Genomic DNA, 25,350 nt, shown 5'->3' on the forward strand with positions numbered 1-25,350 from the left:
CGATTGGGACGCGCCCTCGGCCTTCAAGACCATGCGCCTCTACGAGCGCACGCTGAAGACCGACCGCCCGCCGATCAAGCTGCTCGGCCTCTTCGACACCGTGTCCTCGGTCATCGTCTGGGGCAAATGGCGCCCGCAACTCTTGACGCTTCCCTTCACCGATCGCAATCCGAGCGTCGAAGTGGTGCGCCAGGCGCTCGCCATCGACGAGCGGCGAACCATGTTCAATCCGCTTCCCTGGCGGCAGGGACAGGACTATTGGGGCGGCCCCTTCAAGCCCCCGGCCCCGCCCCCGCAGAACGTGAAGGAAGTATGGTTCTCAGGCGTCCACGGCGATATCGGCGGCGGCTATCCGGAAGCAGAGAGCGCCGCGATCAAGATACCGCTCGCCTGGATGATCGCCGAGACCCGAAGCACCGGCCTCACCTACAATAACGACGCGGTCAACGAACTCGTCCATGGCGACAACCCGACGAAGAGCTATGTCCGGCCGGCCCCAACGGCACCGCTGCACGACTCCATGAACTGGGCATGGAGACTGCTCGAATATGTGCCGAGGCGTGTGCCAATCACCTCCTGGCGCAAGCGCGGCGACACGACGCGCATCTACCTGCCGCTGGCCGACCGCCGCTTCATCCCCGATGGCGCCTCGCTGCACCAATCCGTGATCGACCGGTTGTCCTCGACGACAGCGCCGCCCTACGCGCCCCCGAACCTGCCGCTACGCTTCGAGACGGAGCCCTGGAGCAACGACGGCCCGCCACCATCAGAAGATTCGGAGGTCGTTCCGATCACTCCGGCCGCTTGAAATACGCCTCGAGCCGGTAACCGTCGGGATCGATGACGAAGGCGGCATAGTAGAACTGGCTGTAATCCGGCCGCACGCCCGGCGCACCATTGTCAGTTCCGCCATTGGCAATCCCGGCCGCGTAAAATGCATCGACGGACTCCTCGCTCGGCGCCACGAAGCAGAAATGCAGGCCAGACTCCATATCGGGCGCCACCGGCCGCGCCACCTCGCCAACCCACAGCCCCACTCGATCGGCGCCATAGCCGCTGACATTGCCGAAGTTCGTCAGCCGCTCATAGCCGAGCGGCGCCAGCGCGGCATCATAGAACGCCTGCGACTTCTCAAGGCTCTTCACACCAATCGACACATGATCGAACATAAACGGTCTCCAGATTGCTTTGCCGGCAACGCTACAACATTCGCGCCGAAGCGCCATGGCAATTCGCAAGGCGAGGTAGGTCAGGACTTGCCAGCGCGACACCCCAGCGCCCTATCCGAGAGGATGAATTGACCAACACCAATAGATTGCAATAGCATTGCGTAATGAAATCTGGACTGGGGGAACTAAGATGAACACTAGCGGATCGTGGCTAGCCGCCAATTACTCATATCTCATCGGCCTGACACCAATCATTATTGGCGCCGTAATCCTGATCGCGTGCTGCATTGCCGTTCTCCGCAACCAGACAACGGCTGCCCTTCTTGGCGTAGTGGCATTCGGAACAGCACTATGCGGTTCCGCGGTCTTCGCGAATATTTCCTGGGGGAAAGAAGAAGGAAAAATCGAAACAATCGCAGGAGCTCTAGCTCTGGCGTCCGGCGCATCGGACAAAAATCGAAACGCAATCAACGGCTTGAAAGAGGCTCTTGTTACGTTAAGAACTCAGGTCGACAGAATTATAGCCGCCCAGGCAGCGTCTTCGGCCGCAACGGGGCCCGCTTCGCCAAAAGCAAGTGGAAATGCCATATTTTGCGCGGCCTCTCCGGAACTTTGCAAAGATGGCGGTGTAACGTCGCCGCCAACATTCGACTGGAACTCCATAGAGAGTGATCTCAAGAAATTCGATAGCGATATTGGCGGAGTAAGTAACTCAGTAAATTCCAGTCAATCAAAGTTGAAAGAGCTAAACAGCAAGCTCCAAAACATCTCGCCCAACATTACCGATCAATGGCTAAAATAGTGCGTTATGCGGCCATCAGCTCGCGCACCCGCACCATATCCGCCCGAAACAGCGCCATCTCCTCCGCCTTCAGCCGCTCGTCGGGGATGCGCAGCAGATAGGACGGGTGGACGGTGACGAACAGTGTTCGCTCCTTGCCCATCCTGATCGGCTGCCCCCGGATATCGGAGAGTTTGTGCTTCGTATCCGTCAGCGCCGTAAGCGCGGTGGCGCCCATGGCGACGATCAGCTTCGGCTTGATGAGCTCGATCTCCAGATTGAGCCACCAGCGGCAATGGGTGACCTCGCCCATGTTCGGGCGCTGGTGAATGCGGCGCTTGCCGCGCGGCTCGTATTTGAAGTGCTTCACCGCATTGGTGACATAGACCGACTGTCGGTCGATCCCCGCCTCGCCGGCCACCTGATCGAACACCTTGCCCGCAGGCCCGACGAACGGCCGCCCGGCGAGATCCTCTTGATCCCCCGGCTGCTCGCCGACGAACATCACGTTCGCATTTTCAGGCCCCTCGCCGAACACCGTCTGCGTCGCCTTCTCATGCAGCGGACAGCGCGTGCAGCGGGCCGCCTCCTCACGCAGCGCTGCCAACGTGCCCACGGGCGCCCGAGGTGCTGCTGGCACCCGCCGCGCCGCTTCCTGCAGCCGGTCGTGAAACGGCAGTGGCTCGCTCGCCCGGCGTTTCGCCATATCAAGAACCTTGCTTTCCGCATCGGCGATCATGCCGGGAATGAGATCGGCCTCGGGCAGGTTCTTCCAGTATTTCTTCGGCATCTCCGCCTGCATCGCCTTCACCTTCAGGCGCGCCGGATTGAAGATGTTGGCATAATAGGTCCGCCACAGCTGGTCGGCCGGATCGGTGAGATCGGGCTTCTCGCAGGGGTCATGGCTGACGGTCAGCTTCTCGCCGTCCCAGGCAGCCGACCCCTTGGGCGTCGCGATCACCCAATCCATGTCGTTGAAGCGCTTCTGGAAGAACGGCGCCTTGCGCGCGACGATGTGGTGATCCGGCTCGAACCAGGCGAGAAACTTCCGCCGCCCGTTGAGCGAAATCCCCGATCCCACCTCCTTGAAGCGCACGAAGGCCGTCATCTTGTGCGCGTCGCGGCGAACGCTCTTGTCCATCGCCCGCGCCCGCGCCACGTCCTCGTCCGAGGCGACGTCGAGCAAAGACCGATCACTTTGCAGCCGCCAGAGTAGCCGGTAGAGCAGATAAAACCGCATCGGATCGCTATGGCAGATCACCGCTTCCGCAAGCCCGATAAAGGAGGGCGGTACCGTCAGCGGCTTGGAAGCATCGAGCGCCGGCAGTTTCGACACTTCAGGCGCGGCAAACAGATCCGTCTCGCGATACCGCTCCCGCCACTCGATCTCCTCGGGCGCAACACCCGAGGCAGCCAGTCGCCGCGCCGCGTCCCGCCACTCGGCCAACTCCCCCCGGCCCTCCAGCAACACGGTAATCATCACAGCAACGACAGTTGTTCCGGCTTCGGCTCGAACATCGCCCTCAAATCCGGCCGGTCGATCAGCCGGCGTGGCGACCAACCCTCCGCCGAGATGAACGCCTGCACCTTCTTGATCGACACACCAAGCCGCGTCAGGTCCTCGATCCTAAGTCGTCTAAAACGGCGCGCCGATAGGATCGATTTCACCGTCTTCGTCCCCAGTCCCGGCACCCTCAGCAGCGTCTCGCGCGGCGCCTTGTTGATATCGACGGGGAAGTCGTTGCGATTGCCAAGCGCCCAGGCAAGTTTCGGATCGAGATTGAGGTCGAGCATCCCGCCCTCCTGCGAGGACGTGATCTCGTCGATCCCGAAGCCATAGAAGCGATAGAGCCAGTCGGCCTGATAGAGCCGGTGCTCGCGCATCAATGGCGGCTTGATCAGCGGCAGGTTCTTCGACGAGTCGGGAATGGGGCTGAAAGCCGAGTAATAGACGCGCCGCAGCCCGTAGCTTCCGTAAAGCTGCGCGCTGGTCCCGAGAATGGTCGCGTCATTGGCGCCATCGGCCCCGACGATCATCTGCGTGCTCTGCCCGCCCGGCACGAAGCGCTTGCGCCGCTTGGTCTGCAGCGTCGGCTCAGACGCCGCCTCGATCTTCAATCGGAGATCACCCATCGAGCGGCGGATGCTGGCGGGCTTCTTCTCCGGCGCCAGCTGCGCGATGCCGCGATCGGTCGGCAGCTCGATGTTGAGCGACAGACGATCGGCATAAAGCCCCGCCTCCTCGATCAGATGCGGCGACGCCTCGGGAATGGATTTCAGATGAATGTAGCCCCGGAAATTATGCGTGGTGCGCAACTCCCGTACGATCCGCACCATCTCTTCCATCGTGTGGTCGGAGGAGCGGATGATGCCAGACGACAGGAACAGCCCCTCAATATAATTGCGCCGATAAAACTCCAGCGTCAGCCAGATAACCTCCTCGGGCGTGAACCGCGCCCGCTCCACATTGCTGGACGAGCGGTTGATGCAATAGGCGCAGTCGTAGATGCAGAAATTGGTGAGCAGGATCTTCAGCAGCGATATGCATCGCCCATCCGGCGCGTAGGCGTGACAGATGCCGGCGCCCTCCGTCGAACCAAGCCCGCCCGATTTGGACGAGTCACGTTTGGTCGTACCGCTGGAGGCGCAGGAGGCATCATACTTGGCCGCGTCCGAGAGGATGGCCAACCGCTCTTCGAGTGACTTCTTCATGCCTATGTTCACTATATGTTCCATCGCTAACAGTCAAGAAAAGCCGCCATAGATTGATGTTTTTCAAGTTTGACGCGAAAAGCCATGAGGGGTTGCAAGTCGCTTCATCGAATTCTCTGGAAATCGACGGAGGCAATCTGCTATAAACGAAGCAGATAGAGTTTTTGCATGGTTCCGAAGTTCCCCTTCGGGACCTGTTTTCTTTTGTGTCTCTGCCTAGCCGACACAAAGACTGAAGGACAAGAAAATGGTTGATAAGGTACCGATGACGCAGGGTGGTTTCGTCAAGCTGCAGGAAGAGCTGCGCTGGCGTCAGCAGCAAGAACGCCCGCGAATCATCGAGGCGATTGCCGAGGCTCGCGCACACGGCGACCTCTCGGAAAACGCCGAGTACCATGCCGCCAAGGAAGCGCAGAGCCACAACGAAGGCCGCATCGGCGAGCTCGAAGATCTGACGGCGCGCGCCGAGGTTATCGACCTCTCCAAGATGTCCGGCAGCACGATCAAGTTCGGCGCCAAGGTGAAGCTCGTCGATGAGGACACCGAGGAAGAAAAGACCTACCAGATCGTTGGCGACCAGGAAGCCGACGTGAAGGCCGGCCGCATCTCCATTTCCTCCCCAATCGCCCGCGCGCTGATCGGCAAGGAAGTCGGCGATTCCATCGAAGTCAACGCGCCCGGCGGCTCCAAGGCTTACGAAGTTCTGGCCATCACCTGGGGCTGAGGACCTTGGCGGATCGCGGCCGATCGCACATCGTCGATATCGCTGACGTCGAAATCATAGCGCCGAACTTCAAGAAGCGCCTGTCAGGCGTCACCTCGACGATCATCCAGCTTATCCCGGTCCAGAGAGCGCTCGGTCAGAAGATCGCAGCGCTCGGGCCGGGTCTGCCGGCATCGATCCCGCATATCCGCTTCCGTGATCTCTCGAAGCTGTGGACTGCGCCCTCGACCCGGCCCTTCCGCGTCTGGCACGCCCGCCGCAACATCGAGATGCTCCCTGCCCTCATCATGCGCGACATCCTGCGCATGAAGCTGAAGATCGTCTTCACCTCCGCATCGCAGCGCAAGCACAGCGGCTGGACGAAGTTTCTCGTCTCGAAGATGGATGCCGTAATCGCGACCTCGGGCAAGACGGCGAACTATCTGGAAGTCCCGAGCACCGTCATCCTGCACGGCATCGACACCGCCCGCTTCTCGCCTCCATCCGATAAGGCGCAGGCCAAGCGCGAATGCGGCCTCGACCCGGACAAGAAGATCGCCGGCTGCTTCGGCCGCGTCCGCCACCAGAAGGGCACGGACCTTTTCGTCGATACCATGCTGCGGCTTCTCCCCGATCATCCTCAGTGGAGCGCCATCGTCGCCGGCCGCGCCACGGCCCAGCATGTCGAGTTCGAGAACGGCCTGAAGGCCAAGGTCGCGGCCGCCGGTCTCTCAGACCGCATCCTCTTCGTCGGCGAGCACACCAACATCAACGACTGGTACCGCGCGCTCGATCTCTTCGTCGCGCCGCAGCGCTGGGAAGGTTTCGGCCTGACGCCGCTCGAAGCCATGGCCTCGGGCGTGCCCGTTGTCGCAACCGATGTCGGCGCCTTTCCGGAGATCGTCACCACGGGCGATAACGGCGCAGGCCTGCTGATTGCCCGCGACGATCTCGATGCGATGGCAAAGGCCGTTTCGGTACTCATGGATGATGAAAGCCGCCTGGCACGGCTCGCCGCCAATGCCCAGACGCATGTCATGGAAAACTTCCGCATCGAAGGCGAAGCCACGAAGCTGAAGGCCGTCTACGACAGCCTCGGCTGAGACAACTCAGACTTCCGTCAATCCGAGCTTCTTGATCTGGCGGATCGTCAGCATGGTGCGCACCGTGTCGACATGCTCGTTGGCGGTCAGCACCTCGATAACGAAGTCCTGGAACCGCGTCAGGTTTTCGGCGACGCAATGCAGCAGGAAGTCGCTGTCGCCCGAGACCATCCAGGCCTGCCGCACCAGCGGCCACTGCGTCGTCGCCGCGGCGAACGCCTTGAGATTGGCTTCCGACTGATGCTTGAGCCCGACCATGCAGAAGGCGACGAGATCGAAGCCCAGCTTCGGGCTGTTCAGCATCGCGTGGTAGCCTTCGATGACCCCGGACTCTTCCAGCTTGCGCACACGCCGAAGGCAGGGCGGCGCCGAGATGCCGACCCGGTCGGCGAGCTCGACGTTGGTCATGCGCCCATCCGCCTGCAGCTCACGCAAGATCTTGATATCGATGGCGTCCAGTTCAGCGCGAACCAAGCGAGTGCCTTTCTTTAAAATCGTGAATCCAGCTTCTATATAAAGCGGCACAATACGCAAGAATCTTTCCCTGGGATGACGGAATCTTGCACATCCACACCGAATGCCTTGTTGGTAACGCAAGGCTGCCCTTGAATAAAAGCATTGGTCGTTCATAAATAACGCATGGACGCGTGATGGCCGCATTCGCCTTATATCCAGCGCGTCCAGCCAGTTGAAAGGAAGTCTCATGTCCGCCCGCCACACCAAGGTGCTCATCATCGGTTCCGGCCCCGCCGGCTATACCGCTGCCGTCTATGCGGCGCGCGCGATGCTGAAGCCGGTCCTGATTGCAGGGATGGAGCAAGGCGGACAGCTGATGATCACCACCGACGTCGAGAACTATCCGGGCTTCGCCGATCCGATCCAGGGCCCCTGGCTGATGGACCAGATGCTGCAACAGGCCAAGCATGTCGGCGCCGAGATCGTCAACGACATCGTCACCGAAGTCGAGATGAACCAGCGCCCCTTCGTCGCCCGCACCGATAGCGGCCAGGTCTGGACCGCCGACACGCTGATCATCGCGACCGGCGCCAAGGCCAAGTGGCTCGGCATCGAGAGCGAGCAGACCTTCCAGGGCTTCGGCGTTTCCGCTTGCGCCACCTGCGACGGCTTCTTCTATCGCAACAAGGACGTGATCGTGGTCGGCGGCGGCAACTCTGCCGTCGAGGAAGCGCTGTATCTCTCGAACATCGCCAAGACCGTGACGGTCGTTCACCGCCGCGACAGTTTCCGCTCGGAAAAGATCCTGCAGGAACGCATCTTCGCTAAGGAGAACGTCAAGATCCTCTGGAACACCGAGATCGCCGAAATCACCGGCGCGCCGGCCAAGCCGCCGATGCCGCCGTCCGTCTCCGGCGTTCGCCTGCGCGATACGCGCACCGGCACTGTTGCCGACCACACGATCGACGGCGTCTTCGTGGCGATCGGCCATGCGCCGGCAACCGAGCTCTTCAAGGGCAAGCTGAAGCTGAAGGACAACGGCTACCTCTGGACCGCTCCTGATTCGACCGCGACTTCGGTCGAGGGCATTTACGCGGCCGGCGATGTCACCGACGACACTTTCCGCCAGGCGATCACCGCCGCCGGCATGGGCTGCATGGCAGCGCTCGAGGCCGAACGTTATCTCACGGGCCAGCTGCCCGTCGCCGTAGCTGCGGAGTAATATCGGCATGAGGGGTGGTGGAATGCCGTTGGACTGGGACAAGCTGCGTATTTTCCACGCAGCTGCCGAAGCCGGTTCGTTCACGCACGCGGCCGACAAGCTGCATCTGTCCCAATCCGCGATCAGCCGTCAGGTGAGCGCGCTGGAGCAGGATGTCGGCACCAAGCTGTTCCACCGCCACGCCCGCGGCCTCATCCTCACCGAACAGGGCGAACTGCTCTACCGCACCGCTCACGACGTGCTCTTGAAGCTCGAAACCGTGAAGATGCAGCTCACCGAGACGACGGAAACGCCGTCGGGCAAGCTGCGCGTCACGACGACGGTCGGTCTCGGCCAGGGTTGGCTCACGGACAAGATCCAGGAGTTCATGCAGCTCTATCCGGATGTCCAGATCCAGCTCATCCTCGACAACGAGGAAGTGGATGTGAACATGCGCTACGCCGATTGCGCGATCCGCCTGCGCCAGCCGCAGCAATCCGATCTCATCCAGCGCAAACTGTTCACCGTGCACATGCACGTATACGCGGCCCCCTCCTATATCAACCGATATGGCGAGCCGCAGGCGGTCGAGGATCTCGACAACCACCGAATCATCACCTTCGGCGAACCGGCGCCGAACTATCTGCTCGACGTGAACTGGCTCGAAATCGCCGGCCGCTCGTCCGACAACAAGCGCATTCCGCACCTGCAGATCAACAGCCAGACCTCGATCAAGCGCGCCTGCCTGCTCGGCATGGGCGTCGCCTGCCTGCCCGACTACATCGTCGGCCGCGACCCGGGCCTGATTCAGCTGCCGATCAACGCCGACGTGCCGTCTTTCGACACCTATTTCTGCTATCCCGACGAAATGAAGAACGCCGCCAAGCTCAAGGCCTTCCGCGACTTCATCGTCAGCAAGGCCAGAAACTGGAGTTTCTAACTGATTTTACGGCGAAATTGGCAGCTGTGCAGATGGCGCATGCCTGACATGCACAAAAATTGGTTGCCGGCTGCACATTAAAACACCATATCAACCTCAGCTGATGCACACGGTGGCTTTTCCTCCCAGTTCCACCGCATTAGCTGTTCCCCTCTGGAGGTTTAGACCTTCATACCTATAAAGGGCCCCGAGCTTTCGGTGGCCCTCTTTTTTTGCCTTGGTTTGCCCTAATTTTTCGCATCGCAGCATAAAATGCTGCATTGCATAGCAGGCATGCGCAAAACGGCATTGAAATCTGCCCGCCAAAGCATCATATCGCACTCAGTTGATGCACATGGCGGTTCTCTCCCAGTGCCGCTGCATTAGCTGTTCCCCTCTGGAGGTTGAATAACCTTCACACCTTAAAGGGCCCCGTTCATTCGGTGGCCCTCTTTTTTTGCTTAAAATTTAACCACGGAAAAAATCGCACGCGCCGTTCGCGCATGTCTTGAACATCGGAAATTGTCGATCCATATATCGATGAGAAACGATTTATGGTTCGGCAAACGACGATGGACAACGACGAAATCCTGAAAGCGATATCACATCCCAAGCGGATGGAGATTCTGAACTGGCTGAAGAATCCCGAAGAGCATTTCTCTTCGCAGGAGCACCCCCTCGAGATGGGTGTCTGCGCCAGCCAATTCGAACGCTGCGGCCTCTCCCAATCGACCGTCTCCGCTCACCTGGGCACGCTCAGCCGCGCCAATCTCGTGACCACGCGCCGCGTCGGCCAGTGGATTTTCTACAAGCGCAACGAAGAAACCATCGCTGCTTTCCTCAAGCAACTGGCACAGGATCTCTGACCATGCCCCTCGCCCTCCTCGTCCTGGCGCTCAGCGCTTTTGCGATTGGCACCACCGAATTCGTCATCATGGGCCTGCTGCCCGAAGTCGCAACCGACCTTGCGGTGACCATCCCGCAAGCCGGCTGGCTTGTCACCGGCTACGCGCTTGCGGTCGCCGTCGGCGCGCCCGTCATGGCGGTCTCCACCGCGCATCTGAAGCGTCGCACGGCGCTGATCGCGCTCATGGCCTTCTTCATTGCCGGCAATTTGCTCTGCGCGCTGGCGCCGAGCTACTGGGTGCTGATGATCGCACGTGTCGTCACCGCGCTCTGCCATGGCGCCTTCTTCGGCATCGGCTCCGTCGTCGCCGCCAGCCTTGTGGCACCGGATCGCCGCGCCCGCGCCGTAGCGCTGATGTTCACCGGCCTGACGCTCGCAAACGTGCTCGGCGTGCCGCTTGGCACCGCAATCGGCCAGGCATTCGGCTGGCGCTCGACATTCGCGGTCGTCACCGTCCTCGGCATCATCACCATCGCAGGCCTGATCGCCGTGCTCCCCAAGGACCGCCAGGAAGAACAGGGCAACATCTTCCGCGAGATCGCCGCCCTGAAGAACGGCCACCTCTGGCTGGCGCTGTCGACCACCGTCTTCTTCTCCGCCTCGATGTTCGCGCTTTTCACCTACATCGCGCCGCTCCTGCGTGATGTCACCGGCCTGTCGCCGCAGGGCGTCACCTGGACGCTGTTCCTGATCGGCCTCGGCCTCACCGTCGGCAATCTTCTCGGCGGCAAGCTCGCCGACTGGAAGCTTGGGCCGACGCTCGCCGGCGTCTTCGCGATGATCGCCGTCACCTCGGTCGCCTTCGGCTTCACCAGCCCCTATTTCATCGCCGCCGAAATCACCCTCTTTATATGGGCCGTGGCGACCTTCGCCGCCGTTCCCGCCCTGCAGGTCGGTGTCGTGCACTTCGGCAAGGATGCGCCCAATCTTGTCTCGACGATCAATATCGGCGCCTTCAACACCGGCAACGCGCTCGGCGCCTGGGCTGGCGGCATGGCCATCGAGCTCGGCTTCGACATGACCCGCGTGCCGCTGGTCGCAGCCTTCATGGCGCTGATCGGCCTTGTCGTCACGGCGCTTACCTATCTCTCCGCCAAGGGCAAGGCAGCCATGCCTGCCCCAGCTGAATGATGCTTCCAACGCCCCCAAACCACTAACACCACCGAAAGGACTTCCCATGAGCAAGCTCTTCGAACCGACGCAGGTTGGCGACATCGCTGTCAAGAATCGTATCGTCATGGCCCCGCTGACCCGCAACCGCTCGCCGGGCGCCGTGCCGAACGACCTCAACGTCGAATATTACACACAGCGCGCCTCCGCCGGCCTGATCGTCACCGAAGCGACCGCGATCACCCACCAGGGCCAGGGCTATGCCGACGTCCCCGGTCTCTACAGCAAGGAAGCCCTGGACGGCTGGAAGCGCGTGACCGACGCCGTGCACGCCCATGGCGGCAAGATCGTCGTCCAGATGTGGCATGTCGGCCGTATCTCGCACACGACGCTGCAGCCGAACGGCGGCAAGCCGGTCTCCTCCAGCAACAAGACCGCCAAGTCGAAGACCTACCTCGTCAACGCCGACGGCACCGGCAGCTTCGCCGAGACCTCCGAGCCCCGCGCGCTTGAAACCGCCGAGATCGCAGGCATCGTCGAGGATTACCGCAAGGCCGCCCGCGCCGCGATCGACGCCGGCTTCGATGGCGTCGAGATCCACGCCGCCAACGGCTACCTGATCGACCAGTTCCTGCGCGCCGACATCAACGACCGCACCGACCAATACGGCGGCTCGATCGAAAACCGCGCCCGCTTCCTGTTCGAAGTGGTCGATGCGATCACCAAGGAAATCGGCCCGCGCGTCACCGGCATCCGTATCTCGCCGGTCACCCCCGCCAACGACGCATCCGACGCTGCGCCGCAGCCGCTCTTCGACTACGTCGTCGAGGGTCTCGCGAAATACGATCTCGCCTTCATCCACGTGATCGAGGGCGCTACCGGCGGCGACCGCAACTTCCAGCAGGGCGACAAGCCTTTCGATTATGACGGCCTGCGCGCCGCCTATGAAAAGGCCGGCGGCAAGGCAAGCTGGATGGTCAACAACGGCTATGATCGCCAGCTCGCCATCGACACCGCCGAAAGCGGCAAGGCCGACCTGATCGCCTTCGGCAAGCCCTTCATCGCCAACCCCGATCTCGTCGAGCGTCTCAAGGCCAACGCCCCGCTCAACGAAATCGACCAGGCCACCCTCTACGGCGGCGGCCCGAAGGGCTACATCGACTACCCGGTCCTCGAAAAGGTCGCTTAAACAACACCGCAAACCTCGAAATCCCGCCACCCGGCGGGATTTCTCTTTCTGGCCCCTATCTTCCGGGTCCACGTCATTTCCCTTTCCAGCCGCGACCGGCTAGCATCCCCGCCATGTTCAAGCCCTATCTCGACCGCTGGCACCTCACTCCTGACGGCGAGCCTGTCGTCACCCACTCCAGCAACCTCCTGCCCGTGCTATGGCGCGGCAAGCCGGCCATGCTGAAGCTGAGCGCCGACGAAGCCGAGCGATCGGGCGCTGCCGTGATGCACTGGTGGGACGGAAACGGTGCGGCGAAGGTTTATTGCCACGACGCCGATGCGATCGTGCTCGAACGAGCCCAAGGTGGCCGCTCGCTCCTCACCATGACCGCTGAAGGCGAGGATGACGAGGCAAGCCGCATCCTCTGCGACGCCATCGCCAAACTGCATGCTCCACGCCAGACACCGAAGCCGCCGCTCATTCCCCTTGCCCGATGGTTCCGCGATCTCGCACCGGCCGCCGGCAAATACGGCGGCGTGCTCACCGATTGCCACGACATCGCCACCGCCCTGCTCGCCGAACCCCGTGACGAGACCGCCCTGCACGGCGATATCCACCACGGCAACGTCCTCGATTTCGAAGCGCACGGCTGGCTGGCGATCGATCCGAAGGGCCTGGTTGGCGAGCGCGGCTTCGACTACGCCAACATCTTCGCCAACCCGGAACTCTCGACGGTCACCGATCCCGATCGGCTCCGGCGCCAGTTGCCGATCATATCGGCTGCCGCCAACATCGAGCCCGAGCGCCTGCTGCGCTGGATCGCCGCCTATTGCGGCCTCTCCGCCGCCTGGTTTCTCGACGACGGCATGTCATCGGAAGCGCAAAGCCCGCTGACGGTCGCCCGCATCGCGCTCGCGGAACTGAGCCAAGGCTAGCCACGCGGCGCAACTGCGCCCGCCACCTCACCTTCCATCGGACCTTCAAGGCAGCCGAGCGACAGCAAGGTCATCCTGACGGCATCATCAACAGGCGTGCGCGGCTCAAAGCCAAGTTCCGCCACCAGCCGCTCATTGCTCATCCGGATCGGCTCGCGCCAGAGATAGCGCATCTCCTTCAACTCGCGCATGAAGGTCACGAAGGGTGCCGCCAGCGGCACGACGAACCAGGGAAATCCCCGCATCTTCACCCGCCCGCCAACGGCGCGCCTGATCGCCTCGACCATCTGCTGCCCATCGCGATCCCAAAAGCCGTCCATGTGATAGACGGCGAAACCAGACAGCCGCTCGCGCCGCTCGACCAATTGGACCATCGTTTCCGCCACGTCAGGCAGATAGGCCCACTGATGCCCCACGCCATTGCGTGCCGGATTGGTCACGGCGGAAATGGGCTTGCCGGGCGTGATCATACCTTGCGAGAACCAGCTGCTCGCCGCTCCCGGCCCGAAGAAATCGCCAGCCCTCACGATAATGACGGGCGCTCCATCACGCGATGCGGCCTCCAGCCGCTTTTCCATCTCGACGCGGATGCCACCCTTTTTCGTCACCGGATGCTGCGGGCTGTCCTCACGCAGAACAGGAAACGCGTCCGGCCCGAAATTGTAGACCGTGCCGGGAAGCACGATCGTTGCGCCGACCGCCTTGGCGGCAGCGATCGTATTGTCGAGCATCGGCAGCACCAGCTTTTCCCAGTCGCGATAGCCGGGCGGATTGACGGCGTGCACGATCAGGCTCGCCCCTTGCGCGGCTGCCATCACATCGGCCGCACGCATCGCGTCACCCTTCACCCAGTTCAAACAGGGCTCGGCGACGCGCGCCTTTTCCACATTGCGGTTCAGCGCGCGGACATGCCAGCCGCGCGAAACAAGCTTGCGGGCAACCGCGCCGCCAATGCCACCGGTTGCTCCGAGTACAAGTGCGATCTGCTGTGTCATCATCATCTCCATCCTTTGATGAAGAGATGATGCGCTCCCGCAGAGATAAACGAAATTGACGAAATTCGTATCTCATCTATACGTATTTGAATGACGACTGAGCCAAGCTGGGATTTCTACCGCACCCTTCTCGCCGTGCTCCACCACGGCTCGCTATCGGCCGCCGCCCGCGAGCTCGGGCTAACGCAGCCGACCATCGGCCGCCATATCGACGCCTTGGAAGAGATCGTCGGCACCCAGCTCTTCGTCCGCTCGCAGAGCGGCCTGATGCCCACCGAAGCGGCCCTCGAACTCCGACCTTACGCCGAAACGCTGGCCTCAACCTCCGCCGCCCTGCTGCGCACCGCCTCCGGCCATCGCGACCGCATCGCCGGCCCCGTCCGCATCAGCGCCAGCGAGGTGATCGGCGTCGAGGTGCTGCCCTCGATCCTGGCACCGCTGATGGAGCAATATCCGGAGCTCGAGATCGAGCTCTCCGCCTCCGACGCGGTCGAGGATCTGCTGAGCCGCGAAGCCGATATCGCCGTGCGGATGAGCGAGCCGACACAGGACGCGCTGGTGGTGCGCCGCATCGGCGACATTCCGCTCGGCTTCCACGCCCATCGCCGCTATCTCGACCATCGCGGCACGCCAGAGACCCTGGCCGATCTAGGCAACCACCGCCTGATCGGCTTCGACCGGCACACCGGCTATGTCAGGACGATGCTGAAACGCTACCCTGTCTTCGCCGACCTCACCTTCGGCTTCAAGGCCGACAGCACGTTGGCGCAGATGGCGGCGATCCGGTCGGGATTGGGAATTGGGATGTGCCAGACAGGACTGGCGGCGTCGGATGAGGATCTTGTCCACGTGCTGCCGCAGGCGTTTCAAATCCCGCTCACGACCTGGGTGGTGATGCACGAGGCGATCAGGACCTCACCGCGCTACCGCGTCACCTTCGATGCGCTGGTCGCGGGCCTGCTCGATTATATCAGGGAAGGAGCGCTCGGCCGCCGGGACTGACGGAACGCCTCATGAAGAGCGCGATCGGTCAGGCGCGCGGCGACGTTGCGGCCTGGTGGGTCTTCCAGTTGCCATCGACCACCTCAGTCTCCGGACGGTCGCCACCTTCGGCATATTCCTCGTGCCACTTGCCCTTGTCGTCCTGCCAGCTGATCTCGGCGGAATCACCGCCGACCTGCTGCTCGGCCGCCACGATACGGGCCGCCTCAAGCGCTTCGGAATGTGTCGGGAAGGCCTCGGAATACACGTTTCCCAGCCGGTAGGCCCAGCCGCCATCGTGCTGGACGACTTCATAGACCACCTTGACCATGCACTTCACTCCTCTTTTGCTTGGTTCAACACACCGAGCCGACAGGATCGGATCCTGTTTAGCGCGGTGCCATCTGGCAAAAAGACGAGAGGCGCCGCGATATGCTTCCGGCTGACCGATGAGGCAGTATTCCATTAAATGCCCAAGACTGCAAACCTGCCCCGCGCAATCGCCGACTTGATATGTGAAATCATCGCCTTAGACTTGAGACATGAATCAAGATCGGAGCTCGACGTTGGGGATAGTGTCACGCCTGAAAACCGAACGGTACCTGCTGATCGCGATTGCGGTCGGCGTGGCGGCGTTTCTGTCGGAACACGCGATCATGGAGATGGGCCAGGGCGCCGCCCTTATTGCAGCGGCCGCCCTCGTCGTGACCATCGTGCTCGCCTCGATGCGTGTGGCCCATCACGCGGAGATCCTCGCCATCAAGGTCGGCGATCCCTATGGCACGATGATCCTGACGCTCTCGGCTGTTGCCGTCGAGGTTATCATCCTCGCCATCATGATGTCAGGCGAAAGCTCGCCAACGCTGGTGCGCGACACGATCTACTCGGCGCTGATGCTCGATATCAACGGCATCCTCGGCCTCGCCGCCCTGCTTGGCGGCCTGAAGCACGGCGAGCAGCCCTATAACGACAACTCCGGCAAGACCTATGGCGTCATGATCCTGACGGCGATCGGCATCTCGATGATCGTCCCGGAATTCGTGCCCGACGAGAAATGGCACTATTATTCCGCCTTCACCATCGTCGCGATGATCGCGCTCTACGCGCTTTTCCTGCGCATGCAGGTCGGCCAGCACAGCTATTTCTTCAGCTACAGCTACCCTCGCGCCGAGCGCAAACAGGACGCATCGGAGGACCATGGCGACGAAGGATCGACGGCGGTCTCGATCGCCACGATCCTGGCCGGCGTCGTCATCATCGGCCTGCTGGCCGAATTCATGTCGGCCTTCATGACGACGGGCCTCAAGGGCACCGGCGCCCCGATCGGCCTCACCGCCCTCGTCGTCGCGACCATATCGGCCGCGCCCGAGATCCTGACCGCGCTTCGCGCCGCGTTGAAGAACCGCATGCAGGCAACCGTCAACATCGCCATGGGTGCCTCGCTGTCGACCGTCATCCTGACCGTCCCGGTCATGGAAGCAATCGCGCTTTACACCGGCCAGCCCTTCATCATGGCGATGACGCCGGTGCAGACGGTGATGGTCACCATCACCCTGATCGCCGCCGCCATCAACCTCAACGATGGCGAGACCAACGCGATCGAGGGAATGACGCACTTCATCCTCTTCGCGACGTTTCTGATGCTGGCGAGTTTAGGATTGTGACGATGGAGTACCTCAGCGGCAGATAGAATCCGAAATCAACGCCTTACGGCGAAAACCTGAATCGGATTGCAAACTGAGAAAGCCGATTACGCAGCGATCTTCTCGTAAAGAACGGCGCGATTGCGCCCGCTATCCTTGGCGGCATAAAGCGCCGCATCGGCCATCTTGAGCAGATCGCTCCAGGAGCGGCCCGCATCCGCGCTCGTTGCAACGCCGATGCTGACGGTGAGCGGCACCCGCTGACCGTTGCTGTCGACTTCGAGCTTGCCGATCAGATCGACCAGACGCTCGGCAGCCTTCATGGCTTCCAGGGCGTTGGTCTTCGGCAGATAGGCCGCGAACTCCTCGCCGCCGAGACGCGCGAAGCTGCCGCTGGCATTGAGGTTGCGGCGGATCGCATCGGCGAAGCTCACGAGCACCTGATCCCCGGTATCGTGGCCGAAACGATCGTTGACCTGCTTGAACAGGTCGAGATCCATCAACAGCAGCGCATCATCCGCGCGCATGACCTTCGGCATCCGCGAGGTGAACCAGCGGCGGTTGCCGACGCCGGTCAGCATGTCCGTATCGGCCGCATGCCGCAGCGCCGCCTCGGCGCGCTCCTTCACGAGGATGATCACGAAGAGCGCGATGGCGAAATGGCAGATGATGCGGATGAAGAACGCCCAGCGCGGCGTCATCGGAGCGATTGCCGGCGTCAGCATGGCAATGACGATGAGCAAGGCCAGAATCGACGACAGCGCGATCACGCAAGACAGCACGATCCGCACTGGCAGCCGTTCCGGTCGCCGATCGTGCAGCACGGTGGCCGTGGCCGCCGCCAGCGACAGGAAGGAAACGAAATTCCCGACCGCGCCGCGAAGCGCGTCGACCAGGTAGAATTGCGTCACGACCGCGGTCACGATCAGCACCGCTGGAATGACCAGCACGAGCCAATCGATCCGCCGCCGTCGGCCGCTGCTGAGCTGGCGCATGCCGACCCAGAAGACCGAATAGCCGATGAGGCCGAATACAAAGGTGCCGAACGTCCATATTTCATGGGAGAGCACCGAACGCTCACCGAGCCCAGCCAAGGTCGACGACATCGCCAGCGACAGGAAGCCGATCGCCAGCGTGCCCAGCCCCTCGCCGCGCTTCGACTGCCAGCGCGTATAGAGAAAGCAGAGAGCGCCGACGAGAAACGAGCATTGGTGCAACAGGAGAACCGTTGCGAAGTCGAGCTGGAAGGATTGAAGCGTCATGATCCGGAGGCAATGAAATCTATAAAAACAGCGCACCAATAGATGCCAGTCATTAGCGATCCTTAAATGGACGGGAGCAAAACACACCCGCAACAAAAAACCCGCCGTCGCCGGCGGGTTTCGAAGTTCAAAGCGAGGCTGCTTACTTGCAGGCGCCGCAGAAGCGCTGGATGCGCTTGCAGGCTTCTTCGAGCTGCGCTTCCGAAGTCGCGTAGGAGATGCGGAAGTTCGGGCCAAGACCGAATGCCGAGCCGTGAACCACGGCAACACCTTCCGATTCCAGCAGCTCGGACACGAAGTCCTCGTCCGTCTCGATGACCTTGCCCGTCGGGGCCGTCTTGCCGATCAGGCCGGCGCAGGACGGGTAGACGTAGAAGGCGCCTTCCGGGTTCGGGCACGAAATGCCCTTGGCCTGGTTCAGCATCGACACGACGAGGTCGCGGCGGCCTTCGAAGATCTTCTTGTTCTCAGGGATGAACGCCTGCGTGCCGTTCAGCGCCTCGACAGCGGCCCACTGCGCGATCGACGATGCGCCCGAGGTCTGCTGGCCCTGGATCATGTCCATCGCCTTGATCAGCTGGATCGGGCCGGCCGCGTAGCCGATACGCCAGCCGGTCATCGCGTAGGCCTTCGAAACGCCGTTCATGGTGAGCGTGCGATCATAGAGCTTCGGCTCGACTTCGACGGGCGTGACGAACTTGAAGTCGCCATAGGTCAGATGCTCGTACATGTCGTCGGTCAGGATCCAGACATGCGGATGCTTTAGCAGCACGTCGGTGAGAGCCTTGAGCTCATCATGCGTATAGGCGGCACCCGACGGGTTGGACGGCGAGTTGAAGATGAACCACTTCGTCTTCGGCGTGATCGCCTTGTCGAGATCAGCTGCCTGGAGCTTGAAGTTGTTTTCCTGCGTCGTCATGACGGTAACAGGCGTACCGCCGCACAGAGCCACCATCTCCGGGTAGGATACCCAGTAAGGGGCCGGGATCACGACTTCATCGCCGGCATTCAGCGTTGCCATGAAGGCGTTGAAAAGAATCTGCTTTCCGCCGGTGCCGACGATCGTCTGCTCCCAGGAGTAATCCAGGCCGTTCTCGCGCTTGAACTTCGCGGCAATCGCCTTGCGCAGTTCAGGGATACCGGAAACCGGCGTGTACTTCGTCTCGCCGCGGTTGATCGCGTCGATCGCCGCCTGCTTGATATTGTCGGGCGTATCGAAGTCCGGCTCACCGGCGCCAAGACCGATCACGTCACGGCCTTTTGCTTTCAACTCGCGCGCTTTCTGGGAAACGGCGATGGTGGCGGAAGGCTTCACACGGGAAAGAGCATCGGCAAGAAAGGCCATGATATCGGTCCTATACGGTTGATTTTAGCAGACGGCCGGGGCCGGATTTCTGCGCTACGGTCTATGTCCAATGTAGGCAGGCTTTTCAAGGCCAAAGGGGTGATGAATCGGATGATTCTTCGTGATCATTCGCGCCATCGGGATCGTGATTCGCATAATCCGAAGCCGCCCAGTCGGCACGATCCCGATTTACGCCCTGAAATCAAAAACTTCGCCAAATCGGCCCTTCGCCACGAATTGGCCGCAACAAATGCCGTGGCATGCCGCAATTCGGTCGCGAGCCCGCCGAGATCGAAGCCGCATTCTTGCATCTCCGAAATTGGTTACTGAGGGCATGCCATGTTTCTGGAAGATGAAGTCACCATCAGGCGGCTGCGCGCCGCCCGCGTTTCCATATCCCTGTTGATCGCATTCGTGGCATTCGCCGCCTCCGTTCTGGTTACATCAGGACTGGTGACGGCCGCCTATGCGGCTGATGAAAGCCAGCCGAAAGCCCGCGAGCTCGCCGGCCTGATCAAGCCGAACGACGTCAACAGCGGCTCGCTGCTCTTTCCCGCCAAGGAACCCGGCTTCTTCGTCGAGGCGCCGCGCCTGAAGACCGACGTCGAGATGGATGTCACCGGTCCCATCGCCCGCGTCAAGGTCACCCAGCGCTTCCAGAACCCGAGCAAGGGATGGGTCGAGGGCACCTACGTCTTCCCGCTGCCGGAAAATTCCGCCGTCGACGTCCTGAAGATGCAGATCGGCGATCGCTTCATCGAAGGCCAGATCAAGCCGCGCCAGGAAGCTCGCGAAATCTACGAGCAGGCCAAGGCCGAGGGCAAGAAGACCGCCCTGCTGGAACAGCAGCGCCCCAACATCTTCACCAACCAGGTCGCCAATATCGGCCCCGGCGAAACCATCGTCGTGCAGGTCGAATACCAGCAGACGGTGCACCAGTCCGGCGGTGAGTTCTCGCTGCGCTTCCCGATGGTCGTCGCCCCCCGCTACAATCCGGCGCCGATCGTCCAGACCGTCGAATTCAATAACGGCGCCGGCTTCGCCGTCCCGTCCGATCCGGTCGAAAACCGCGAGAAGATCGCAGCACCGGTGCTCGGTCCGCGTGAGAATGCCAAGATCAATCCCGTCGCACTGACCGTAAAGCTGAAGGCCGGCTTCCCGCTCGGCGATGTCAAATCCTCCTTCCATGATGTCGACATCAAGACTGACGGCGACCAGAACCGCATGATCGCGCTGAAGGGCGAAGCGGTTCCGGCCGACAAGGATTTCGAGCTCACCTGGAAAGCCGCCCCCGGCAAGACGCCGAGCGCCGGCCTGTTTCGCGAAGTCCGTGACGGCAAGACCTATCTGCTTGCCTTCGTCACCCCGCCCGCGACGCCGGATGCGAATGCAGCCCCCGCCAAACGCGAGGTCGTCTTCGTCATCGACAATTCCGGCTCCATGTCCGGCCCGTCGATCGAGCAGGCGAAGGAGAGCCTGGCGCTCGCCATCTCCAGGCTCAACGCCGATGATCGCTTCAATGTCATCCGCTTCGACGACACGATGACCGACTATTTCAACGGCCTCGTCACCGCCTCCCCCGACAATCGCGAAAAGGCGATATCCTATGTCAGGAGCCTGAATGCCGATGGCGGCACCGAAATGCTGCCGGCGCTGCAGGATGCGCTGCGCAACCAGGGCTCGGTCGCGGCTGGCGCGCTGCGCCAGGTCGTGTTCCTCACCGACGGCGCGATCGGCAACGAGCAGCAGCTCTTTACCGAGATCACCCAGAACCGCGGCGACGCCCGCGTCTTCACCGTCGGCATCGGCTCGGCGCCCAACTCCTACTTCATGACCAAGGCCGCCGAGATGGGCCGCGGCACCTTCACCCAGATCGGCTCCACCGACCAGATCGCCACGCGCATGGCCGAGCTATTCGAAAAGCTGCAGAACCCCGCGATGACCGATATCGCGGCGACGTTCGAAGACGCCAAGGCGGAGGACATCACCCCCAACCCCATGCCCGACCTCTACACCGGCGAACCCGTGGTGCTGACAGCAGAACTGCCGGACGCCAAGCCATCAGGCAAGCTGCAGATCACGGGCAAGACTGGCGCCCAGCCCTGGCGTGTCGAGATGGATATCGCCAATGCCGCCGACGGACAGGGCATCTCCAAGCTCTGGGCGCGCCGCAAGATCGACGATCTCGAGGCCCGCGCCTATGAGCGCCAGGACCCGACAGCGCTCGACAAGGATGTCGAGACCGTGGCGCTCGCCCATCACCTCGTCTCGCGCATGACCAGCCTCGTCGCCGTCGACGTCACCCCGTCGCGGCCAACAGACAAGCCGCTGGACTCCGCCAAGCTTCCGCTCAACCTGCCTGAAGGATGGGACTTCGAGAAGGTCTACGGCGAAACCGCCCCCGCCCCGCAGGCGCCATCAGGCAACGGCCCCGACCACGCCATGGCCGCCCCACTGCAGCAGGTGGCCGAGCTCGCGGCAACCCGCATGGCTGCCGCCCCGACCCCCAAGGCCGCCAACCTGATCGCCCAGCGCTCGGCCTCCATCCAGCTGCCGCAGACTGCGACGCGCGCCGACGAACAGATCGCTCGTGGCGTGACGATGATGATCCTGGCGCTGGTGGCCGCAAGCGGTCTGATGGCGTGGAGACGCCGCAACGCCATGGCGGGAGGAACCCGCCGTGGCCATTAGAACAGGCAGAACCAGCGGAGCCGGGCCGGCGGATGATTTCGGCCCGCTTCCCACCTATCTGGAACTCGCCATGGCGACGGCAGCGGCAACCGCCTTCGACGCGCCTGACAACAAGCAGCCGTCGGCGCTGTGGCCGCGCTTCTCGGTGGTCGAGAAGGTGATCGCTGCAGGCGTCGCCATCCTGGCGCTCTACGGAATGATCCTGATCAGCGACGGCATCTACATCAAGGCGAAGGCGCAGCTGTCGCAATTCCTGCTCGCGCGCGCCTTCGCGGCCGAGTTGCGCGGCGAGGATGCCAAGCCCTGGCCCTGGGCCGACTTCACCACCGAAGCAAAGGTCAGCGCCCCGCGCCTCGGCAAGCAGGCGATCGTCCTCTCCGGCGCCTCCGGCGAAGCCCTTGCCTTCGGCCCCGCATGGCTTACCAACACGCCGCAGCCGGGAGATGAAGGCACATCCGTCATCGCCGCCCATCGCGACACCCACTTCCGCTGGCTGAAGGACGTCAAACCGGGCGATGAGATCGAGGTGACGCGCCGCGACGGCGAGCGCCTGATCTTCAAGGCCGGCGAAGGCCGCGTCGTCTCCTGGGACAACAGCGGCATCGACGCGGCCGCGCACGGCCATAACCTCGTGCTGGCAACCTGCTGGCCCTTCGGCGCCACCGAACGCGGGCCGCTGCGCTATATCGTCGAGGCTGAGCTTGTGGATGCGAAAACGACCGGTTCCGTTCAAGGCCGAAACACAATGCCGTTATCCTCCACCCCTTGAGGGTTGAACCGAAGCCCTCCCTCCTCCAAGTCTCATGCGAATTGACATTTGTAAGTTGGCATTAGGGGATGGGGAATGAGATCAGTTTCGACACTTCGGCTCGGTAAAGCACCAGGGATTGGCTTGTTGCTGGCGGCGATCCTTGCCCAATCCGCTCCCGCGATGGCGGCCGACACGGTCGAGACCAAGAAGGTCCAGGTTCAGGTCGAAACGATCGCCTCGGGGCTAGAGCACCCTTGGGCGGTGGCCGTCCTTCCCGATGGCGGCTATCTCGTGACCGAACGCCCCGGCCGTTTGCGGATCATCCGCGACGGCAAACTCCTGGCGCCGATATCTGGCGTGCCCAAGGTCTACGCCAGAAGTCAGGGCGGTCTGATGGATGTGGAACTGGCACCCGATTTCGCGACCTCGCGGACACTCTATCTGACGGCCGCGACCCCGGGTGACGGCGGCTCCGGCACCGAAGCCTTCAGCGCCACGCTTTCGGCCGACGGAACGGCGCTCGAAAACGTCAAGTCGATCTTCAAGATGCGCAAGTTCACCAGCGGCGGCATCCAGTATGGTTCCCGCATCGCCATCGCCAAGGATGGCTCACTCTTCATCAGCGTTGGCGACCGCGGCGATCGCGACCGCTCGCAGGATTGGCAGGACGATGCCGGCTCGATCGTCCATATCAATGCCGATGGCAGCATCCCCGATGACAATCCCTTCAAGGACGGCGCCAAGGCGCTGCCGGAAATCTGGTCGAAGGGCCACAGGAACCCGCAGGGCATCACCTTCGACGCCGCCGACGGCAAGCTCTATACCGTCGAGCACGGCGCGCGCGGCGGCGACGAGATCAACGGCATCGAGCCGGGCAAGAACTACGGCTGGCCGATCATCACCTACGGCCGCGACTATTCCGGCGCCGAAATCGGCGAAGGCACCGCCAAGAAGGGTCTGGAGCAACCGCTCTATTATTGGGATCCCTCGATCGCGCCGGGCGCTGTCGCCATCTATCGCGGCAAGATGTTTCCGGAATGGAATGGCGACTTCTTGGTCGCAGCCCTGAAATTCCAGCTCCTGTCGCGCATGCAGCGCGATGACAGCGGCGCTTTCGTGGCTGAGGAGCGTATCTTCGACGGCGCCTATGGCCGCATGCGCGATATCGTGGTGGCGCCCGATGGCGCGCTTCTGATCGTCACTGACGACGACGATGGTGCGCTGCTACGCGTCTCCCGGGCACCTGCCAACAACGGCTGATATAGGCCGCCAACGTCGCCTTGCTGCGGTCGAACGAAACTGGTAACGGTCGCCCATCTCGACCACTCCCTTTTCGGCCGCAAAGCGCTAACCCCGTCTGGCCGACCTCCCAGATTGAGGCTGACCCGATTGAGGCTGATATGACGCGCATACAGGCGAACCTTGTTCTATTGCTGGCTGGCGCCATCTGGGGCGGCGGCTTCGTCGCGCAGTCGACGGCGATGGAAACGATCGGTCCGCTCTGGTTCGTCGGCCTGCGCTTCGCGATCGCTACCGTCGCCGTGCTCCCCTTCGCGCTGATCGAGGCGCGCAAGAGTAAGGTCAAGACTAGCGGGCGCCACGCCATGCTCTATCTGCTGATCGGCCTCACCCTCTTCGGCGTCATGATCACCCAGCAGATCGGCCTCCAGACGACGACGGTGACCAATTCAAGCTTCCTCACCGGGCTCTACGTCGTGATCGTGCCGATCATCGCCGTGGTTTTCCTGCGCCGGGCGCCGCACTGGATCGTCTGGCCGGGCGCCTTGATGGCCTTGACCGGCATCTATCTGCTGTCGGGTGGCGACATGTCGGCCCTGTCGCGCGGCGATATCCTGACAATCTTCTGCGCCGTCTTCTCCGCCGGGCAGATCACCCTCGCCGGCATCATCGTCTCCGAGACCGGCCGAGCCTTGACGCTGTCGGTGGCGCAATTCGCCGTCACGGCCGTCCTGGCGCTGGCCGCGGCTGTCATTGTCGAGCCCATCAGCCTGGTGGCGATCTGGGACGCGGCACCCGAAATCCTCTATGTCGGCATCTTCTCATCGGGCGTCGCCTTCTCGCTGCAGATCATCGGCCAGCGCTATACCACCTCCTCGCAAGCGGCCATCTTCCTGTCGTCCGAAGCGCTGTTCGGCGCCGCACTCGGCGCTCTGGTGCTGGGCGAGAAGATCTCCCCTCTCGGCTATGTCGGCTGCGCGCTGATGTTCGCGGCAATGCTTCTAGTTGAAATCGTCCCCGAGATAGCGCGTCGACGTCGCCAAAACGGCCTGCTTATCGGCCAAAATCCGGGCTGAAGCCGAAAATATGAAAAAAAGTTTAACGTTCGCGAGGTCGCGCGCACGTTGTACTTTTGGCAAAATCTGCTCCTAAAATATATTGCTCACGATACAAAACGTTATTCAGCGGCGGCTGATGAGTGGTTTTTTTCGTCGGAGCGCAAAACCCACCCGGAATTGGCGCGCGAGGCAGCGTTGCGTCGGAAAACTTTTGCTTG

At 62.2% G+C, this 25,350-nt stretch carries 24 protein-coding genes; 16 read left to right on the top strand and 8 right to left on the bottom strand.

The window, feature by feature from the left end:
* The coding region (locus tag B3605_RS25245) for a T6SS phospholipase effector Tle1-like catalytic domain-containing protein (protein ID WP_296436829.1) at positions 1-808 on the top strand (808 nt) is incomplete at its 5' end.
* Here the strand turns inward: B3605_RS25245 and B3605_RS25250 are convergent.
* The gene (locus B3605_RS25250) at positions 792-1,169 is read right to left on the bottom strand and encodes a VOC family protein (protein ID WP_112945571.1); all 378 of its coding nucleotides are present in this window, start codon (positions 1,167-1,169) and stop codon (positions 792-794) included. The genes B3605_RS25245 and B3605_RS25250 overlap by 17 nt on opposite strands.
* Positions 1,170-1,359: 190 nt before the next feature.
* Between B3605_RS25250 and B3605_RS25255 the strand changes: the two genes are divergently transcribed.
* Positions 1,360-1,971, top strand: coding sequence for a hypothetical protein (locus B3605_RS25255; RefSeq protein WP_112945570.1), 612 nt, complete (start codon positions 1,360-1,362; stop codon positions 1,969-1,971).
* A 4-nt stretch (positions 1,972-1,975) separates the two neighbouring features.
* On the opposite strand, the gene B3605_RS25260 is transcribed toward B3605_RS25255, so the two are convergent.
* Positions 1,976-3,430 carry a UdgX family uracil-DNA binding protein gene (locus B3605_RS25260; protein ID WP_296436830.1) on the bottom strand — a complete coding sequence of 485 codons (1,455 nt, stop codon included), beginning with the start codon at positions 3,428-3,430 and terminating at the stop codon, positions 1,976-1,978.
* Positions 3,430-4,662, bottom strand: coding sequence for a putative DNA modification/repair radical SAM protein (locus tag B3605_RS25265; RefSeq protein ID WP_112945568.1), 1,233 nt, complete (start codon positions 4,660-4,662; stop codon positions 3,430-3,432). The genes B3605_RS25260 and B3605_RS25265 overlap by 1 nt, the downstream gene beginning before the upstream one ends.
* Before the next feature lie 247 nt (positions 4,663-4,909).
* On the opposite strand from B3605_RS25265, the gene greA reads away from it, so the two are divergent.
* On the top strand, positions 4,910-5,386 hold the full coding sequence (gene greA / locus B3605_RS25270) for a transcription elongation factor GreA (protein WP_112945567.1): 477 nt from the start codon (positions 4,910-4,912) through the stop codon (positions 5,384-5,386).
* Positions 5,387-5,415: 29 nt separating this feature from the next.
* Positions 5,416-6,468 carry a glycosyltransferase family 4 protein gene (locus tag B3605_RS25275; RefSeq protein WP_162725028.1) on the top strand — a complete coding sequence of 351 codons (1,053 nt, stop codon included), beginning with the start codon at positions 5,416-5,418 and terminating at the stop codon, positions 6,466-6,468.
* Between the two features lie 6 nt (positions 6,469-6,474).
* On the opposite strand, the gene B3605_RS25280 is transcribed toward B3605_RS25275, so the two are convergent.
* Positions 6,475-6,942, bottom strand: a complete 468-nt coding sequence (locus B3605_RS25280) for an Lrp/AsnC family transcriptional regulator (protein WP_018897428.1) — start codon at positions 6,940-6,942, stop codon at positions 6,475-6,477.
* A gap of 229 nt (positions 6,943-7,171) precedes the next feature.
* Between B3605_RS25280 and trxB the strand changes: the two genes are divergently transcribed.
* From trxB to B3605_RS25310, 6 genes are all read left to right on the top strand, one after another.
* Positions 7,172-8,146 carry a thioredoxin-disulfide reductase gene (gene trxB / locus B3605_RS25285; RefSeq protein ID WP_112945565.1) on the top strand — a complete coding sequence of 325 codons (975 nt, stop codon included), beginning with the start codon at positions 7,172-7,174 and terminating at the stop codon, positions 8,144-8,146.
* 22 nt (positions 8,147-8,168) lie between these two features.
* Positions 8,169-9,065: a LysR family transcriptional regulator VtlR gene (locus B3605_RS25290; protein ID WP_018897426.1), complete on the top strand. Its 897-nt coding sequence runs from the start codon at positions 8,169-8,171 to the stop codon at positions 9,063-9,065.
* Positions 9,066-9,616: 551 nt separating this feature from the next.
* The gene (locus tag B3605_RS25295; protein ID WP_047506019.1) at positions 9,617-9,910 is read left to right on the top strand and encodes an ArsR/SmtB family transcription factor; all 294 of its coding nucleotides are present in this window, start codon (positions 9,617-9,619) and stop codon (positions 9,908-9,910) included.
* A 2-nt stretch (positions 9,911-9,912) separates the two neighbouring features.
* Positions 9,913-11,082, top strand: coding sequence for an MFS transporter (locus tag B3605_RS25300; RefSeq protein WP_112945564.1), 1,170 nt, complete (start codon positions 9,913-9,915; stop codon positions 11,080-11,082).
* Between the two features lie 46 nt (positions 11,083-11,128).
* Positions 11,129-12,250 (top strand): alkene reductase, encoded by a 1,122-nt coding sequence (locus B3605_RS25305; protein ID WP_112945563.1) that lies wholly within the window; start codon positions 11,129-11,131, stop codon positions 12,248-12,250.
* Between the two features lie 113 nt (positions 12,251-12,363).
* Positions 12,364-13,167, top strand: coding sequence for an aminoglycoside phosphotransferase family protein (locus B3605_RS25310; RefSeq protein ID WP_112945562.1), 804 nt, complete (start codon positions 12,364-12,366; stop codon positions 13,165-13,167).
* Here the strand turns inward: B3605_RS25310 and B3605_RS25315 are convergent.
* Positions 13,164-14,162 carry an SDR family NAD(P)-dependent oxidoreductase gene (locus B3605_RS25315; RefSeq protein ID WP_112945573.1) on the bottom strand — a complete coding sequence of 333 codons (999 nt, stop codon included), beginning with the start codon at positions 14,160-14,162 and terminating at the stop codon, positions 13,164-13,166. The genes B3605_RS25310 and B3605_RS25315 overlap by 4 nt on opposite strands.
* Positions 14,163-14,252: 90 nt before the next feature.
* On the opposite strand from B3605_RS25315, the gene B3605_RS25320 reads away from it, so the two are divergent.
* Positions 14,253-15,164 carry a LysR family transcriptional regulator gene (locus B3605_RS25320; protein ID WP_112945561.1) on the top strand — a complete coding sequence of 304 codons (912 nt, stop codon included), beginning with the start codon at positions 14,253-14,255 and terminating at the stop codon, positions 15,162-15,164.
* A gap of 28 nt (positions 15,165-15,192) precedes the next feature.
* On the opposite strand, the gene B3605_RS25325 is transcribed toward B3605_RS25320, so the two are convergent.
* Positions 15,193-15,474 (bottom strand): DUF2188 domain-containing protein, encoded by a 282-nt coding sequence (locus tag B3605_RS25325; protein WP_018897419.1) that lies wholly within the window; start codon positions 15,472-15,474, stop codon positions 15,193-15,195.
* Positions 15,475-15,709: 235 nt separating this feature from the next.
* On the opposite strand from B3605_RS25325, the gene B3605_RS25330 reads away from it, so the two are divergent.
* Positions 15,710-16,807: a calcium:proton antiporter gene (locus B3605_RS25330; RefSeq protein ID WP_112945560.1), complete on the top strand. Its 1,098-nt coding sequence runs from the start codon at positions 15,710-15,712 to the stop codon at positions 16,805-16,807.
* Between the two features lie 86 nt (positions 16,808-16,893).
* Here B3605_RS25330 and B3605_RS25335 read toward each other — a convergent pair whose 3' ends face one another.
* Both B3605_RS25335 and B3605_RS25340 read right to left on the bottom strand, forming a co-directional pair.
* A complete protein-coding gene (locus B3605_RS25335; RefSeq protein WP_112945559.1) occupies positions 16,894-18,048 on the bottom strand; it encodes a GGDEF domain-containing protein in 1,155 nt (384 codons plus the stop codon).
* Positions 18,049-18,190: 142 nt separating this feature from the next.
* Positions 18,191-19,393 (bottom strand): pyridoxal phosphate-dependent aminotransferase, encoded by a 1,203-nt coding sequence (locus B3605_RS25340; protein ID WP_112945558.1) that lies wholly within the window; start codon positions 19,391-19,393, stop codon positions 18,191-18,193.
* Between the two features lie 339 nt (positions 19,394-19,732).
* Between B3605_RS25340 and B3605_RS25345 the strand changes: the two genes are divergently transcribed.
* The 4 genes from B3605_RS25345 to B3605_RS25360 all read left to right on the top strand — a co-directional run bounded on the left by B3605_RS25345 (position 19,733) and on the right by B3605_RS25360 (position 25,150).
* A complete protein-coding gene (locus B3605_RS25345) occupies positions 19,733-22,084 on the top strand; it encodes a marine proteobacterial sortase target protein (RefSeq protein WP_112974150.1) in 2,352 nt (783 codons plus the stop codon).
* Positions 22,074-22,853, top strand: a complete 780-nt coding sequence (locus B3605_RS25350) for a class GN sortase (RefSeq protein WP_409457194.1) — start codon at positions 22,074-22,076, stop codon at positions 22,851-22,853. The genes B3605_RS25345 and B3605_RS25350 overlap by 11 nt, the downstream gene beginning before the upstream one ends.
* 75 nt (positions 22,854-22,928) lie before the next feature.
* Positions 22,929-24,095: a PQQ-dependent sugar dehydrogenase gene (locus B3605_RS25355; RefSeq protein ID WP_409457195.1), complete on the top strand. Its 1,167-nt coding sequence runs from the start codon at positions 22,929-22,931 to the stop codon at positions 24,093-24,095.
* Between the two features lie 140 nt (positions 24,096-24,235).
* Positions 24,236-25,150: a DMT family transporter gene (locus B3605_RS25360; protein ID WP_112945556.1), complete on the top strand. Its 915-nt coding sequence runs from the start codon at positions 24,236-24,238 to the stop codon at positions 25,148-25,150.
* Positions 25,151-25,350 lie beyond the last annotated feature (200 nt).

Source organism: Rhizobium sp. UBA1881, assembly GCF_002338015.1.
Lineage (GTDB): Bacteria > Pseudomonadota > Alphaproteobacteria > Rhizobiales > Rhizobiaceae > Rhizobium.